The sequence below is a fragment of the Thermovibrio guaymasensis genome (assembly GCF_003633715.1).
GTDB lineage: Bacteria > Aquificota > Aquificia > Desulfurobacteriales > Desulfurobacteriaceae > Thermovibrio > Thermovibrio guaymasensis.
The window spans coordinates 751,159-765,623 of record NZ_RBIE01000001.1; the positions used below are offsets into that span (position 1 = coordinate 751,159).

Annotated in this window: 15 protein-coding genes; 8 read left to right on the top strand and 7 right to left on the bottom strand. The window is 42.5% G+C overall.

The genetic code is table 11. The features are described from left to right. Window positions 1–3 precede the first annotated feature (3 nt). Together C7457_RS03950 and C7457_RS03955 are read left to right on the top strand one after the other, a co-directional pair. Window positions 4–1,080: a type IV pilus twitching motility protein PilT gene (locus C7457_RS03950; protein ID WP_121170203.1), complete on the top strand. Its 1,077-nt coding sequence runs from the start codon at window positions 4–6 to the stop codon at window positions 1,078–1,080. Between the two features lie 6 nt (window positions 1,081–1,086). Further along, a complete protein-coding gene (locus C7457_RS03955; RefSeq protein ID WP_245939576.1) occupies window positions 1,087–2,304 on the top strand; it encodes a type II secretion system F family protein in 1,218 nt (405 codons plus the stop codon). On the opposite strand, the gene C7457_RS03960 is transcribed toward C7457_RS03955, so the two are convergent. Next, window positions 2,294–2,800, bottom strand: coding sequence for a GNAT family N-acetyltransferase (locus C7457_RS03960; RefSeq protein WP_121170205.1), 507 nt, complete (start codon window positions 2,798–2,800; stop codon window positions 2,294–2,296). The genes C7457_RS03955 and C7457_RS03960 overlap by 11 nt on opposite strands. On the opposite strand from C7457_RS03960, the gene C7457_RS03965 reads away from it, so the two are divergent. Continuing rightward, on the top strand, window positions 2,766–4,022 hold the full coding sequence (locus C7457_RS03965; RefSeq protein ID WP_170137345.1) for an MATE family efflux transporter: 1,257 nt from the start codon (window positions 2,766–2,768) through the stop codon (window positions 4,020–4,022). The genes C7457_RS03960 and C7457_RS03965 overlap by 35 nt on opposite strands. Here C7457_RS03965 and C7457_RS03970 read toward each other — a convergent pair. From C7457_RS03970 to C7457_RS03985, 4 genes are read right to left on the bottom strand one after another with little or no spacing between them, the layout of a single operon-like run. Next, the gene (locus C7457_RS03970; protein ID WP_245939577.1) at window positions 4,019–5,980 is read right to left on the bottom strand and encodes a sensor histidine kinase; all 1,962 of its coding nucleotides are present in this window, start codon (window positions 5,978–5,980) and stop codon (window positions 4,019–4,021) included. The genes C7457_RS03965 and C7457_RS03970 overlap by 4 nt on opposite strands. Then, window positions 5,973–7,586 carry an NAD(P)H-hydrate dehydratase gene (locus C7457_RS03975; protein WP_121170209.1) on the bottom strand — a complete coding sequence of 538 codons (1,614 nt, stop codon included), beginning with the start codon at window positions 7,584–7,586 and terminating at the stop codon, window positions 5,973–5,975. Before C7457_RS03975 ends, C7457_RS03970 begins: the two co-directional genes overlap by 8 nt. A 17-nt stretch (window positions 7,587–7,603) precedes the next feature. Beyond that, window positions 7,604–8,119 (bottom strand): peptide deformylase, encoded by a 516-nt coding sequence (gene def / locus C7457_RS03980; RefSeq protein WP_121170211.1) that lies wholly within the window; start codon window positions 8,117–8,119, stop codon window positions 7,604–7,606. Next, entirely contained in the window at window positions 8,080–8,868 is a 789-nt protein-coding gene (locus tag C7457_RS03985; RefSeq protein ID WP_121170213.1) for a sugar phosphate isomerase/epimerase family protein, read from the bottom strand. The genes def and C7457_RS03985 overlap by 40 nt, the downstream gene beginning before the upstream one ends. 63 nt (window positions 8,869–8,931) lie before the next feature. On the opposite strand from C7457_RS03985, the gene C7457_RS03990 reads away from it, so the two are divergent. From C7457_RS03990 to C7457_RS04010, 5 genes are read left to right on the top strand one after another with little or no spacing between them, the layout of a single operon-like run. After that, window positions 8,932–10,971 carry a hypothetical protein gene (locus C7457_RS03990; protein WP_121170215.1) on the top strand — a complete coding sequence of 680 codons (2,040 nt, stop codon included), beginning with the start codon at window positions 8,932–8,934 and terminating at the stop codon, window positions 10,969–10,971. 33 nt (window positions 10,972–11,004) lie between these two features. Then, the gene (gene hisI / locus C7457_RS03995) at window positions 11,005–11,352 is read left to right on the top strand and encodes a phosphoribosyl-AMP cyclohydrolase (RefSeq protein WP_121170218.1); all 348 of its coding nucleotides are present in this window, start codon (window positions 11,005–11,007) and stop codon (window positions 11,350–11,352) included. Then, on the top strand, window positions 11,349–11,642 hold the full coding sequence (hisE, locus tag C7457_RS04000; RefSeq protein WP_245939578.1) for a phosphoribosyl-ATP diphosphatase: 294 nt from the start codon (window positions 11,349–11,351) through the stop codon (window positions 11,640–11,642). Before hisI ends, hisE begins: the two co-directional genes overlap by 4 nt. 4 nt (window positions 11,643–11,646) lie before the next feature. Beyond that, window positions 11,647–11,976, top strand: a complete 330-nt coding sequence (locus C7457_RS04005; RefSeq protein ID WP_121170220.1) for a PocR ligand-binding domain-containing protein — start codon at window positions 11,647–11,649, stop codon at window positions 11,974–11,976. Window positions 11,977–11,982: 6 nt separating this feature from the next. Then, on the top strand, window positions 11,983–12,858 hold the full coding sequence (locus C7457_RS04010) for a GGDEF domain-containing protein (RefSeq protein WP_121170222.1): 876 nt from the start codon (window positions 11,983–11,985) through the stop codon (window positions 12,856–12,858). On the opposite strand, the gene C7457_RS04015 is transcribed toward C7457_RS04010, so the two are convergent. Next, window positions 12,842–13,183: a histidine triad nucleotide-binding protein gene (locus C7457_RS04015; RefSeq protein ID WP_121170224.1), complete on the bottom strand. Its 342-nt coding sequence runs from the start codon at window positions 13,181–13,183 to the stop codon at window positions 12,842–12,844. The two genes, C7457_RS04010 and C7457_RS04015, sit on opposite strands and share 17 nt — an antisense overlap. Continuing rightward, window positions 13,162–14,424: a penicillin-binding transpeptidase domain-containing protein gene (locus tag C7457_RS04020; protein WP_245939579.1), complete on the bottom strand. Its 1,263-nt coding sequence runs from the start codon at window positions 14,422–14,424 to the stop codon at window positions 13,162–13,164. The genes C7457_RS04015 and C7457_RS04020 overlap by 22 nt, the downstream gene beginning before the upstream one ends. Window positions 14,425–14,465 lie beyond the last annotated feature (41 nt).

Consider the following 14,465-nt stretch of genomic DNA (forward strand, 5'->3'; position numbering starts at 1 on the left):
AATATGGCTGTAAGCATGCTTCAACTCCTTAAAGAGGTTGTTGAGAGAAAAGCTTCAGATCTCCACATAGCACCTGGAAGTCCACCGAGAATCAGGATTTTAGGAGATCTTGTCCCTCTAACAGAGTATGGAGTCCTCAGCGCAACCGATACAAAAAACTTAATATACAGTGTTTTAACCGACGCACAGAAAAAAAAGTTAGAGGAAGAGTTAGAACTTGACTTTTCGTTTGGTATAAAAAACATTGCAAGGTTTAGAGGAAACGCATACTTCCAGAGACAAAGCTTAGCAGCTGCTTTTAGGTTAATTCCCTTTGAAATTCCAGACTTTGACTCCTTAGGACTTCCTCCAGTAGTAAAAAACTTTGCCCACAAGGATAAGGGATTAGTTTTGGTAACAGGACCTACCGGCTCTGGTAAGTCAACTACTTTGGCATCCCTTATAAAGATCATTAACGATACCTATCCTTATCACATAATAACGATAGAAGATCCTATAGAGTTCGTGTATAACCACAATAAATCCTTAATTACACAAAGAGAACTGGGTAGTGATACTAAGAGCTTTGCAAGGGCGCTAAGGGCTTCCCTACGTGAAGATCCCGATGTTATCCTCGTCGGTGAGATGAGAGACCCTGAAACAATCGAAGCTGCCCTTACAGCGGCCGAAACTGGACACCTGGTCTTTTCAACCCTCCACACAAACTCAACGATTGAAACGATCAACCGTATAGTTGACGTTTTTCCTGCCGAAAAGCAATCACAGATAAGAACTCAGTTATCCTTCGTTTTAGTCGGAGCAGTTGCTCAGAAACTCCTCAAGAGGAAGGACGGAAGGGGAAGGGTAGCTGCTGCGGAAGTCTTCATTCCAACCCCAGCAATTAGGAACCTAATAAGGGAAAACAAACTTCACCAGATTTACTCTATGATGCAGACAGGACAGGCTTCAACGGGAATGATTACGATGAACCAAAGCCTTGCAAAGCTTTGTGTAGAAGGTATAATAGATATAGAGGAAGCTAAGAAGGTCTCTCCAGACGTTAAAGAACTGGAAACCCTTATAAGAGCTTATTCAACTTAGGTAAAAATGATGGCTATTTATAAGTACGTGGGAAGAGACGTCCTTGACAGGAGAAAAAGAGGAGTTATTGAAGCTGATAACCCTGAAATTGCAAGGGAAATTCTCCTTGGAAGGGGGGTAGTTGTAATTGAAAAGCTAACTGAGGATAGATCTATCTTAAACAAGGAACTCTCTGTACCCTTCTTAAACAGAGTAAGTTTAAAGGACATATTAGTATTTACAAGACAACTCTATGCGATGGTTCATGCTGGAATTCCTTTAGTTCAAGCACTAAGGATAATAAAAGAGCAAATCCCAAATAAAACTCTTAAGAACATTGCCGAAGAGATGGCCTCATTTATTGAGGAAGGAGGAAGGTTCTCAACAGCCCTTTCAAGGCACAAGAGCGTGTTTGGAGACCTGTACATTTCAATGATAAAGGCAGCTGAGGAAGCCGGAACCCTTGAGGAAACTTTAAAAAGGCTCTCAGAGTACCTGGAAAAGGTGGAGAAACTAAGGGGAAAAATTAAAAGTGCAATGTTCTACCCTATTTTCGTTTTAATAGTAGCTTCTATAATTATCACTGGAATTTTAGTTTTCATAATACCTACCTTCCAACAGCTCTATGCCGATTTGGGAGGAGAGCTCCCAGCCCTCACCCAACTTGTAATTAATGTAAGTAATTTCCTTAGAGATTACATAGGTTGGTTCATACTATTTCTAGTAATAGCTACTGTTGGACTCATTCAGGCTAGAAGAATACCTAAGTTCAAGTACTTAACCGATTATGCTCTTCTAAAAATGCCCATTTTAGGGGAACTAATTTTAAAGGGAAGTATCGCAAATTTTGCAAGAACTCTATCCTCTATGATTTCAAGTGGTATTAACATACTTGATGCCCTCCAGATCTCAGCTGAAACCTCAAACAACGAAGTTATAAAAGAGGCAATACTTGATGTTAAATCTCAGGTTGAAAAAGGTGTAAACCTATCAACTGCCCTATCAAAACACCCAATTTTTCCACCCATGCTTATTAACATGGTAGCAATCGGAGAGCAGGCCGGAAACCTTGATGAAATGCTAAGCAAAGTTGCCGACTTCTATGAAGAGGAAGTTGATAGAACCGTTGATGGTTTAACTTCCCTTATTGAGCCTCTCATGATCGTTTTCATAGGAGGAATAATCGGAATAATTATAGTTGCAATGTACTTACCAATCTTCAAGATTGGAGAACTCATAAAGTAGTGGCCTCAACCAAATGCCACAAAACCTGGTCTTCGTAGTAGGAGTTGAGCTCCCTAAATCCCCACTTTTTGAAATTCTTAAGTGCCTTTGAGTGCACGTCAGCCCTGTAGGGAGGAGGAGCTAGAAGGCTAAAAGCATTTAAGAGGGCCTTTCCTAACCCTTTTCCCCTGTAGGAAGGTTTAATAAAAATGTCATAAATATAACTGTACCCCTTTAACTTCCTTCCATAAAGGAAGCCAACAGGCTTTCCTACACTTTTAAGGATGAGGAGGTAGGAGTTGGGCTTTGCCTTATAGTTTTTATAGTAATCAAGGGCCTTATACTTTTGCTGATAGATAGAGAGCCCTTTCTCTGGGTTTCCATAGACTTCCCCGAGGAACTCTTTAAGGAGAGGAAAAAAAGATTCAAAGTCTTTCATATAATACCACCTTTCAATCTCTATCCCCTCTGGGAGGGATAAAGTGAACTTGGAGCTCCTCAAACTCACCTTACCCATTCTCCTCTCAAACTGGATTTACGCTATCCAGAGCTTCGTAATCCTCCTTTCCGTTTCAGGCCTTGGCAATAATGTTATTGCCGGAGTTGGTTTTGCATCCACTCTGGTCTGGCTCCTTTACGGAATTGATGAGTTGGTCTACAGCGGAATAGCCGTTCTGACAGCTTCAAATTTAGGAGAGGGAAAAAGAGTTGGAAGGTTCGTCTTCTACGGTATGTTCCTCTCAACCATAATTTCACTTCCAGTTTACCTATTTGGAGAAGAACTTCTAAGCTCTTTCCTAACTCTTTTCAACGTTAAGGGAAGAGCCCTTGAAGCAGCCATTAACTTTGTAGAACCTATAGTTCTGCTCCTTCCAATTGTTTTAACTACTAACAGCTTAAATGCAGTATTTAACGGGGCTGGGAAAACGAAGGAGCTCTTTTACGGCAGTCTTCTGGTTTTCACCCTTAACATAGCCCTCCTCCCCATTCTCGTTCCCAAACTGGGTGAGAAGGGTGCAGGATGGTCTGTTGCCGTTTCTGAATCAGCCGCTTCCCTTTACTACTTAAGTAAAGCACTAAAAAGTTTAGACTTAAATCCTTTCAAAGACTTAAAGTTCTCTTTTAAGGAGATAGGTGAAATTGTAAGGGTAGGATTCCCTGCTGGAGTTGAAGAAACTATATCATCACTCTCTTACAACGTCTTTACCGGCCTTGTAGCAATCTGTGGAACACAGGCCCTAGCTGCCTTTCAGATTGGACTTAAAGTTGAAGGAATAGCAGCTGCTGTAGGTTTTTCCCTACTTGATGCTTCTATCCCTTTCATAGGTCAAGCAAGAGGGGAAATCTTAAAACTAAGATTAAAAGAGCTGGTGAAAACTTCCGTCAAAATAGGAGTTATAGTGGGAGCTCTCCTCATCCTTTTATCCTATCCGGTACTCCTTCTCTTTAACGTTGAAAGTGAGGTTAAGAGGCTAAGTTTCTTTTACCTCTTAATTGCCGGAATTTCAGAGCCCTCCTTTATCCTATCAATGGCATTGACTGGAACCTTGAGGGCGCTAAAGAAGACTGAAGTTGAGGCTACAGTTAACGTGGTAAGTTTCTGGCTCTTGAGAATTGCTCCATCGTGGGCTGTTCTGAAGTTCCTAAAATCGCCCCTAGTTCCCTGGGGCTTTATGGGAGGTGAAACGATCCTGAGAAGCCTTATTCTGCTGAGAACCGTAAGAAGGTACTTAAGTTAAAAGGGGAGCTCTATAACGAAAGTATTTTTATCAACCGTATAGATCTTTCCGCCGTGGTCATCAACTATCTTTTTAACAATTGAAAGGCCTAATCCCCAACCTTCTTCCTTGGTTGAAACGTAAGGGTTAAAGAGTTTATCCATTATCTCTTCTGGAATTCCTGGACCGTTATCCTTGAAAACAACAAAGACTTTTCCATCCTTATAAGTAGTGGAAACTTTAACCTCCGTGGCTCCAGCGTCTATACTGTTTTTAACAAGGTTTATAAGGACTTCTCTAAAAAGGCTCTTATCTAAGGGAATCTTAGGTATGTCTTCAAGCTCAAAAACGAGCTTAATTTCCGAGCTGTACGGTTCTAAAGTGTTCTTAATAACTTCGTTTAGGTCCGTTAACCTCTTCTCTGGAAGGGGAAGCCTTGAGAACTTCCTAAACTCATCAATTAGCCTCTTTATAACCTCAACCTCCTCAAGGATTGAATCAACGGCTCTATCAACGATTTCCTCAATCTTTGGGTTTTTTCTCTTTAGTTGCCTCCTTATTCTTTCGGCGTTAAGCGTAATGGGAGTAAGGGGGTTCTTTATCTCGTGGGCAATTCTCCTTGCAACTTCCCTCCAGGCCTCAGCTTTCTTGGCCCTTACAAGGTCTGAAACGTCCTCTATTATTAACACCCTATCCTCTATCTCCGGAGGAGAAATTAACTCAACAGTCAAGAACTTCTCTCTCCCGTTAATCTCCTCCCGGACTTCCGCCTTTCCCTTACCCTTCTCAACGAGCTCCCTTACCGCTTTTAATAGAGAGGGATAGTAGGCAAGGAGCTCCCAGATTGGAAACCCCTTTCGCGACTTGCTAAGGTTAAAAAGCTTCTTTGCTCCCTGATTGCAGGAAATAACGTTTCCTGAGTAGTCAAAGGTAATTATTGCAGGAGAGATTGCGTTTAAAACCTCCTCAAGGTACTTCCTGTTCTCCTCAAGGTTTTTCTTTAAGTTCCTCAGCTGTTCCACCATCTCGTTAAAGGCGTGAATTACGTGCTTGAGTTCGTCTGTTGCCTCCTCTTCAGGGATTTTTACCGAGAGCTCCCCTCTACTTATCCTCTGGGTAGCCCTGTATAGGGCCTCTATCGGAATAGATATCCTCCTTTCAAAGTAGCGGGCAAACCAGAGAGCTCCAAAGAGAACGGCAAGTCCCATAAACCCAAAAGTTACCGTATATACAGTCTTTATGGGGGTCTTATAGGTAACCAAAGTTTGGTAGTTTGAGTGGAGCTCCCTAATCTTTGAAATCTCCCCAAAGAGTTTATCCGGAATCCTTTTTGAGACGCAAACAAAAGCTTTCCCCTTTCTCTTACAGAGAACCAGCTGTTTTGAACTATCATCTAAGAAGAAATACCTGTCAAACTTCTCAATCTGAGAAACTTCCCTTTTTGAGAGTGGAAAATCTCCCACCCTGTAGGTACGCCCATCTTTCCTGAAGAAACCGTCAATTCCGTAGGCCTTAAGAGTGTAAGGGTAGATCCTCTTCCTTGCCCACAGCTGGTCAAGGCGCCTTTCAAGGTCTTTAGCGGTAAATTCAAGGAAGTCCTTAACTGTGTTGCTTGAAGTTTTAACTATACGGCTAACCTGAATCCTCAAGAGCCTATCAAGGCCTTTATTTACAATCCCTGAAGATAGGAATATTGAAAAAAGAGCAGGCCCTAGAACCAGAAGGAGAAAAGCTGTAAATATCTTTATCCTCAGGTTCGTCTTAAACTGGGGAAAGAAGAAAAGGGCAAGGTTCCTTATGAAGAAAACGAACAGAACGGTAAGAACTATTAAGATCAGGGCAAAGAGGACGTGAAAAATAGGATTGTTCAAGTAAAACTCCCCCGCCAAGGAGGAGACAAATGAGACTCCAAAGTAGCCGACAAAGAGTATTACGGCAAGAAGCACAAGTGCAAATAGAATCTTTCTCTCGCTATCCACCTACAATCTCTCTCAGAGAGGTTACAAAAGCAAACTTCTCCTTTCTACCCTCCCTTTCAAATTCCTTGACTTTCTGAACTGCACGGGGAAGGTAGTTAATGAGGTCTGTAGCTACAAGTGATTCCTGAGAGAGCTCCTTGCTTACAATATCCCCTGCAAGGGAGTGGAGGTAAACCCCAAACTTTGCAGAGTCTTCAGACTCAATTCCCATTCCAACAAGAGCTCCAACAACTCCGGCCAGGACGTCTCCGGTTCCCGCCGTGGCCATTCCAGGGTTTCCGATTATGTTGACGTAAGTTTTACCTGAAGGCGTTGAAATAACTGTTCTTCCGCTCTTTAAAACTAGAGTTACTCCAAAGTGAACGGAGAAATCGGAAGCTACTTTCGTTAGGTCTTTTAGAATCTCCTCCTTAGAAAGGCCTGAAATCCTTGAAAATTCTCCGATATGTGGAGTAAGTATAACGGGTTCTTCCTTAAGCTTCAAAATCTCAGGAGATTCGGAAAGACCATTAATCCCATCGGCATCTATAACCATAGGGAGTTTACACTCCTTAACGAACTCCCTAACCAACTCGTAAGTTTCAGGAGAGTTTCCAAGACCCGGTCCGAGAACAACTGAGGAGAATTTACCTTTCTCTACTACTGAAAGGAGTTCCTCCAGGGAATCTATACCCAAAAAGCCCTTTCCATCATCCTCAACTGGAATTGTCATCACTTCTGTAAGTTTATTCTCAAAGACATCGTTTAAAGAGGAAGGGACAATGGCTGTAACAAGACCTGCTCCGCTCCTCAAGGCAGCTTGGGCTGCCATTACTGGAGCTCCAGTTTTACCCTTTGAACCTCCTATAACTGCAACGTGCCCGTAGGTATACTTGTGGCTCATAATTTCCCTAATCGGATAGGTAAATGCAACTTCATCAACGGTCAAGAGGAACCTATCCGGCCCAAGGAGGTTTGGAACATCCTCAGGTATTGATATATCAACGACGAAGACCTCACCAACGCTGTAGCAGGCCGGAGGCATAACGTGGGCCACCTTAGGAAAGGCAAAAGTAACCGTGTAGTCTGCCTTAACGTGAGGGCCTATAACCTGGCCTGTATCGGCGCTGAGGCCTGAAGGAATGTCAATCGAAATAACAGTCTTATTTAGCCTATTAATAAAGTCTACAAGTTCAGCGTAAAATCCAGAAAGGGGTTTTGAAAGGCCCGTTCCAAAGAGCCCGTCAACTATGAAATCACACTCCTTAGCAAAAGTGTAGAGTTCAAAGAGCTTTTCCGTTGAATCTACCACGTGTACTGGAACTGGAAGGGCAGAAAGGATTTCTGCGTTCTTCTTTGCATCTCCTTTAAGTTCTTCAACGGGAGCGGTCAAAATAACCTCAACGTCGTAACCCATGTTGTACAGGTTCCTTGCAACAGCAAGACCGTCTCCCCCGTTGTTACCCTTCCCACAGACAACTAAAGCAGAACTTCCCTTAACTCTATCGTATATAACTTCACAGACACCCCTTGCAGCGTTCTCCATTAAAACGATTCCAGGAATTCCCAGAACTTCAATGGTATGGTTGTCTATCTCCCTCATCTCAGCTGAAGTTAAAAGCCTCATCTCCTCCCTCCTAAAAACTATTTTTTAAGTTTCCTCTTAAGCTTTTTGTACTTCTCAAGGGCCAACCTCCTCTGTAAAGGAGAGAGCCTATCAATAAAGACCATACCGTTCAGGTGGTCTAACTCGTGCTGAAGAGCCCTGGCTAAAAGACCTTCTGCTTCCATTTGAAACTCTCTTCCCTCAAGATCCTGAGCCTTTATAACTACTCTTTTTGCCCTTTTAACCTTCTTCCAAAGGCCGGGAAGTGAAAGACATCCCTCTTGAGCAACGTCCTTTCCTTCAGAGTGGATTATTTCAGGGTTAATAAATACCAACTTCTCCTTTCCTTGACCCTCTTTACCCGAGTTAAGGTCAACGATAAAAACTCTCTTTAATACCCCGACCTGATTGGCCGCAAGCCCAACCCCTCCCTTTTTATACATAGTATCAAACATATCTCCAACGAGCTCTCTCAACTCTGAATTAAAGTCCTCTACCCTTTGAGCCTCCTTCTTTAGGACCTCATCGGGGTAGATTCTAATTTCCCTTTCCATTTAAACCTCCTCAAAGCGTCAAGGCTTTCCCTTACGTCGCTAACCGCCTTATTTTCAAGGTTAAATATATATTCAGAGTTAACGATTTCTAATAAGTTAAAGAGTTCCTCAAAGTTAAAATTCCCCGAATCTAACGGAGCGTGTTCGTCTTTCTTTCCATAGTTGTCGTGAAGGTGAAACTCGTAAATCCTATCCTTAAAAGTGCCTATCCACTCAGAGAGGGGAACTTCAGAAAAGAGGTTTAGGTGACCCGTATCTATACAAACCCCTACCTTCGGAGGTAGCTCCTTTAAAAACTTCTTCAAGTTCTCAGGATTAGTATCAAAGACGTTCTCAAGGGCTATCTTCCCGTCAAACTCCTCAGCAACCATTTTGAAGGTCTCAATAGCCCTTTTAAACCAAACCTGATAGTAAGGAGCTACCTTTAAAGGGTGAAAACCTGTGTGAAAGACAATAACTTTAGCTTCAAGGACCTTAGCAACAGAGACAGCCTCAAGGAAGCGCTGCCTTGTTGCATCAAGAACGTAGGAGTCAAAAGCTCCCGGGTTCAGGTCAAGGAAAGGAGCGTGAACGGTTAAAGCTCTACCTCTAACCTTATCCTTTAAAATTCCAAACTCCTTGTAAGTAAAGGTATCAAGGAGTTCTGAAGTCAACTGAACTTCAACTCCTATTCCCAGTGAAACTATCTCCTCTACAGCACTTAGTCCCTCAAGGAGGGCTTTACCTGAAACGTGACCAACAATTTCCATAGTTTCTCCCTTTAATCGTAAAATTAAAATATTAACTCAGCCTTAAAGTAAACAGGAGGAAAAATGAAATCAACTCCGCTGGTACTTGCCCTCCTAATTCTACCCTCAACAGCAAACGCCCTTAACGTCTCCCTTGAAAGCTCACTCTACAAGGTAAAACTTAAGGGCAAGTACCGGAGGGAAAACGGCTACGAATTCTGGAGGGGGGAAAAGAGCGGTAGCCTCTACAGACTACTCCTTGAGGATGAAGTAAGAATGAAAAACGGAGATTACTTTAAACTATCAGTTACCAGCGGGACAACAAAAGCCCCGTACGTCAACCTTTTTACCGCCGATTCAGACAGGCTCTTTAACGGCGGTGTAAGGACCTTCACAGTTAGAGAGCTCTACTTCCACAAAGAACACTTCCTCCTTGATAGTTTAAGCTTAACCGTTGGTAAGCAGCCCTTTGAAATAGATAACTTCCTAAAGGATTACCTCTGGGGAGGAAAGCTTACCTACACAACCGGAGGAGGAGTAAAAGTTACCTGGAACCAGATTGCAGGCTATGAAAGAAAATACCTCCTCTTTAACGACGATGAGGAGGACGACATTGACGTTTTTGACGTTAAAATTGAGAAAGATTGGCTGTCCTTAGGGTTTTACAGACTGTCCGACGCAAGGGGCAAAAGGTCTGGAAAGTCTAAGAGCGGAGCTACATTATCCATCAAAGGAAAAGGGACAAGGATAACTCTAACGACTCAAAACGGAGAAAAGTCCCTCTACGGAGAGATAAAAATAAAGGGAATCAAACTTGAGGGAGGTTATGCAGGGAAAAACTTTACCTCTTACGGATTTAAAGAGGGAGTAAATGGAATTGGTCTAATCTATAAACCTTCTTTTAGGAACTTAAGGTTTTTAAAGGAAGAATTAAACTTAGGCCCTTGGAACCTGTACGGACTCCAAGTTGAAAGCTCAGACGGAGATTTTATAGGAAACGAGTTTGGAGTTGAAGGAGAAAGACCCATAAGTAAAAACCTAGCCCTCTTTGGAAAGGTGGCTCTGGGAAGCCATAACTCCTACGCTTTAATGGGAGGTATAAGGTGGAGCCTTAATGGGTTCAAGTTTAAAGACGAGCTAACCTGCGTTAACGTTGAGAGTCTGTTTACACTTCAGGGAGAGTATAGCGACTTTTCTAAGAGAGCCTACACTACCCAGAGCGAGTATGAGGACTACGCTACCGCTAAACACGTCGGTTTTTGGCACTCAACCTATAAGTTAAAGCTTACCGGGGACGACTTTAAAGTTAAAGTCTCCACCGGAAAGAACTCAAAAATTGACTACCTGATTTGGGGTAATACTGCCGATAACAACTTTTACCAAAGGGGACACGGTAAGGAGTGGCACTTAGAGGAGGCCTGGATAAGGAGAGAATTTCTTAGATTGGGCCTAATGGAAGTCAAACTAAAAGGGTTCATAGATGAGAACTTAGCCGGAGCAGAGTTAAAGTTAAAGGGCTTCTCTTTCTACGGCCTGCTTGAGAGTAACAAGCCTAAAGAGGGAGGAAGTAAACCTATTAAATACCTTGGCACCAAGTGGAAAAAGGAAAGGACTGAGATCTACCTCCTTTACAGAAAGGGAGAGGGATCTACCTCAACCGGTGGAATTTCCTACGGAAACGGCAAGTTTGAAGGAGGAATTCTCAGACAGTTCAAGGCCGGTGATGACGGGTGGGGAGGATTTCTAAGAGTAAATGGAAAGGTTATGAGCTGGAGCTCCCAAGCTGAGTACAGACTCTACTCAAAGGAGTTTAAAACCTTCGGATTAAAAGAGTACTTCTGGAACGAAGGTTTTATCTACAGGCCGGGAGAGGGGAACTTAAGAGTACTAAAGCTTACTGCTAAAAGGGGCTTTAAGACAGGCTACAGGAAATTTGATAAGTTCGCTCCAAAGTTAAAATTCTTCTACTTGAAACTAAACAGGTTTTCCGGAAGCTACATAGGAGAGGAAGGAGGGTTTACCCTATCAATAAATCCTGGAACTAAATGTCAACTTTCATTTATCGGCTCCGTTGGTAATAATAGTTCCTACTACGAAGGAGTTGCCTTTAAAGTGAAGTGGTAGGTATAATCGGTCTTAAACGTAAAAGGAGCTGTGATGCTTCAGGTGAACGAGGAGAACTTAAGAGTAGTTGACTTTGAAAAGGGTGGCGGTTTAGTTCCCGTCGTCGTTCAGGACGCTTCAACGAAAGAAGTTCTCATGGTTGCCTACGCCAACAGAGAGGCCCTTGAGAAAACCCTAAAGACAGGTTTTGCCCACTACTACTCCCGGTCAAGGAAAAAACTCTGGAAGAAGGGAGAAACTTCAGGGAACGTCCAAAGGGTCAAAAAAATACTTGTTGATTGTGACGGAGATACGCTACTGTATGTAGTTAATCAGGAAGGAGTTGCCTGCCATACCGGTGAATACTCCTGTTTCTTTAGAACTGTGGGGGAGGAAAAGTGAAAGGAGATATAGGAGAAGTTTTAAAAGAGCTCTATAAAGTTATTGAGGAGAGGAAGAGGGAGCTCCCCGAAGGCTCCTACACTGCAGAACTATTTAAAAAGGGAGAAGACAGGATACTCCAGAAAGTTGGGGAAGAGGCTATAGAAACCATTTTGGCACTAAAGTCGGGGAATAAGGACGAGGCCGTATATGAGGTTTCAGACCTTTTATACCACCTTTTAGTAGCCTTAGTTAAAAAGGGAATAAAGCTTGACGATATTGGAAAAGAACTCAAAAGAAGGATGAAGTAGTTAAATGGAGAAAGGAAAACTAGAGGACTTCTTCTCTCCTGAGGAGATAGGGAACTTACTCAGGAAGTTCTCTTCGCCGATAAATGCCTCTTCAATGGTCTGGAACCAATCGGGAAAGTTGGTTTACTACGATTTTGTTACACCTTACTGTAAGGAGATATACTCTGCTGCTCCTAGCAGGTGTGAAGAGGATAGGAGAAAGAGGTTTAAAAGGGCACTGAAGGAGAGGAAACCTTTCGTCCACAGGTGCTTTGCTCAAAAGATTAACTACTTAATACCTCTCATAGTTAAGGAAAAGGAAAGGGAAGTCTTTATAGGAGTGGCGGGGGGATGACTGGGGATGTACGGACTTTCCCGGCGGGAAATAGAGAGGATAAAGGAACTCTCTAAGGAGCTTAACTTAGACTTTAACCACCTCCTGCAGCTTGCAGAGGAGGACCTAAAGTTTGGGTGTCAAAGGAACCTAACCCCTGCTCCACTAAACGTTAATAAAAAAAAGCTTTTACTATTTCAAAGCAACCTCTTCCTTAACGCATTTAAAAGGCACCTTCAAATAAAGAAGGGTAACTTCTCTGCTAAAACGGTGATAATCCTAGAAAAGATTGAGGAAATTATTGGAGGATGCCTCAAAGAAAAGGAACTTCCGGTAGATGACCCAGAGGTAAAAATAGTGCTGGAAGCTCTAAATGACCTAATTAAATCGGTAGATTTTAGGGTTAACTACATAGTTCCTAGACAGGTGAAATACCTTGCCTATAGAGACCCTTTAACGAACGTATACAACCGCCACTTCCTAAGGGAAGTTGTTAACAGGCTTTCTTCAAAGAAAGAAGAGTTTCCCATAGGCATAGTCTTTATTGATATGAACAACTTAAAAAAGGTAAACGACACTCTGGGCCACAAAATGGGGGATTTCTACATACAGAAAATGAGTGAAGCCATTGCCTCCTCTGTGAGGCAGTCGGATTACATATTTAGGTTTGGAGGAGACGAGTTTATCGTTTTAGTTCCAAGGTTAAAAGAGAACGCTTTAGACAAGATAGTAAATAGGATTAGAAAAAACATTGAACAGATAAACACAAAAGAGGAATTAAACCCTCCCCTTTCGGCTTCCATTGGGATAAGTATATGGAAGAGCCCGGAAGAGCCCTTCCAGAAAGCCTTGGAACAGGCAGACTTTAAAATGTACGCAGAGAAAGTTAACGACAAACCATAGGTCCTAAGGGTTTACCTCCGAGGAGGTGGAAATGGATGTGATAGATTTCCTGACCTCCGTCCCTGTTACAGTTAACTAAAACCCTATAACCGCTCTCGTCAATCCCGAGTTCTTTAGCAATCCTCTTAATCACTAGGAAAATGTGGCCTATCAGTTCCTTATGCCTTTCTTCCAAATCGTTAACAGTTGGAATGTGCTCTTTCGGAATTACCAGAATGTGGACTGGAGCTTGAGGATTGATATCGTGAAAAGCCATAACGAGGTCGTCCTCGTAAACTACTTTTGCCGGGAGCTCCCCCTTAACTATCTTACAGAAGACGCACATTTGACACCTCCTTCCTCATTTTTCACTAGTTTAGCAAAGGTTTCAGCAGCAACAGCCCCAATTTCATATCCGGATATGTAGTAAAGCCAGTTGTTAACAGCAAGGCTTGAAAAGGCTACATTTTTGTTCCCTAAAGAGAAAAAGCCGGTAAACCACTCACACCTCCCCTCAGGATAACTCCTCTCAGTTAAAGTCCCAGACTTACCTCCAATTACTAACTGGGAATACTTAAACTTAAGCCTCCTAAAGTACTTCCTGTTTGAAACTGTTCCAACCTTAACTGTCAGCACCATCATCTCTTTAATTTCTTTGGCAGTTTTTTCTGAGATAACTTTCCTTACGGGCTCAGGTTTAAACTCAAAAACCTTTCCGCTTCTTAGATCAACTACCTTGCTAACCAAGGTAGGCTTTAACATCAAACCTTTGTTCACTACAGTTTGAGCTATTAAAGCCTCATGAAAAGGGCTAGTCCTTGTATCTCCAAGACCTGCTGCAGTAAGGGCAAGTTCATAGTCGTCAAGAGGAGGTCTTAGAATACCCCAAGGGAAGTTGTAGGAAGTGTCGTTAAACCCAAACAGTTTTGCGTACTTTAGTAGGTTCTCTTTACCGACCAACCTACCTAAGTTCCCAAAGAAAGGATTTGCAGAAGTAGCAAAGGACTGGCTAAATTTCCTCTTTAACTGTAGCCTACTGTTAAGCCAGACAGAGGGTGAACAGGAATCACCAACTCCTCCACAGGTTAAAACAGTGTCTGGAGATGCAACTCCAAGGTCAAGGGCTGCAGCTGCCGTTACGATCTTAAAAGTAGAAGCGGTAGGGAAAGAACGTTTAACTGTAAGGTCGGGATACTCAAGGCTTGAAACCGCAGCAAGAACCTTTCCGGTACTTGGCTCAATCGCAACAAAGGCTCCGTACTTTACTTTAAACCTCTTAAACTTTTCCTCTAAGGTCCTCTGAAATTCAGGGTTAACAGTAAAAAAGACCTTGTAACGTCCGTTTGAGTAAACGTAAGAGGCTCCCTCTAAAGTTGCTTTCTTAAAGAGGGAATACTGAAACATAAAGTCCCTTTTTAAGTCTTTAACAAGTTCAGGCTCTTTCTCTTCTGTAGGTATAAGTAGACTCTCTTTTAGTTGTTCTTCCCTTAGAGAATCTTCATTGCCAAACGTCTGATTCATCAAAAAGGAGAGGCCTGAAAGTAGAAACAGTATTAACAGAAGAAGAAAGAGTTTCCTTTTCTTCAACCTTAACCTCCTTGTCCTGTCGCCTTATAATATAAACCTCT

What these genes read in the sequence shown, in the direction of transcription:
- C7457_RS03950 (WP_121170203.1), top strand. Translation starts at nt 4, where the DNA reads ATGGCTGTAAGCATGCTTCAACTCCTTAAAGAGGTTGTTGAGAGAAAA.
- C7457_RS03955 (WP_245939576.1), top strand. Translation starts at nt 1,087, where the DNA reads ATGATGGCTATTTATAAGTACGTGGGAAGAGACGTCCTTGACAGGAGA.
- C7457_RS03960 (WP_121170205.1), bottom strand. Translation starts at nt 2,800, where the DNA reads ATGGGTAAGGTGAGTTTGAGGAGCTCCAAGTTCACTTTATCCCTCCCA.
- C7457_RS03975 (WP_121170209.1), bottom strand. Translation starts at nt 7,586, where the DNA reads ATGAGGCTTTTAACTTCAGCTGAGATGAGGGAGATAGACAACCATACC.
- def (WP_121170211.1), bottom strand. Translation starts at nt 8,119, where the DNA reads ATGGAAAGGGAAATTAGAATCTACCCCGATGAGGTCCTAAAGAAGGAG.
- C7457_RS03985 (WP_121170213.1), bottom strand. Translation starts at nt 8,868, where the DNA reads ATGGAAATTGTTGGTCACGTTTCAGGTAAAGCCCTCCTTGAGGGACTA.
- C7457_RS03990 (WP_121170215.1), top strand. Translation starts at nt 8,932, where the DNA reads ATGAAATCAACTCCGCTGGTACTTGCCCTCCTAATTCTACCCTCAACA.
- hisI (WP_121170218.1), top strand. Translation starts at nt 11,005, where the DNA reads ATGCTTCAGGTGAACGAGGAGAACTTAAGAGTAGTTGACTTTGAAAAG.
- C7457_RS04005 (WP_121170220.1), top strand. Translation starts at nt 11,647, where the DNA reads ATGGAGAAAGGAAAACTAGAGGACTTCTTCTCTCCTGAGGAGATAGGG.
- C7457_RS04010 (WP_121170222.1), top strand. Translation starts at nt 11,983, where the DNA reads ATGTACGGACTTTCCCGGCGGGAAATAGAGAGGATAAAGGAACTCTCT.
- C7457_RS04015 (WP_121170224.1), bottom strand. Translation starts at nt 13,183, where the DNA reads ATGTGCGTCTTCTGTAAGATAGTTAAGGGGGAGCTCCCGGCAAAAGTA.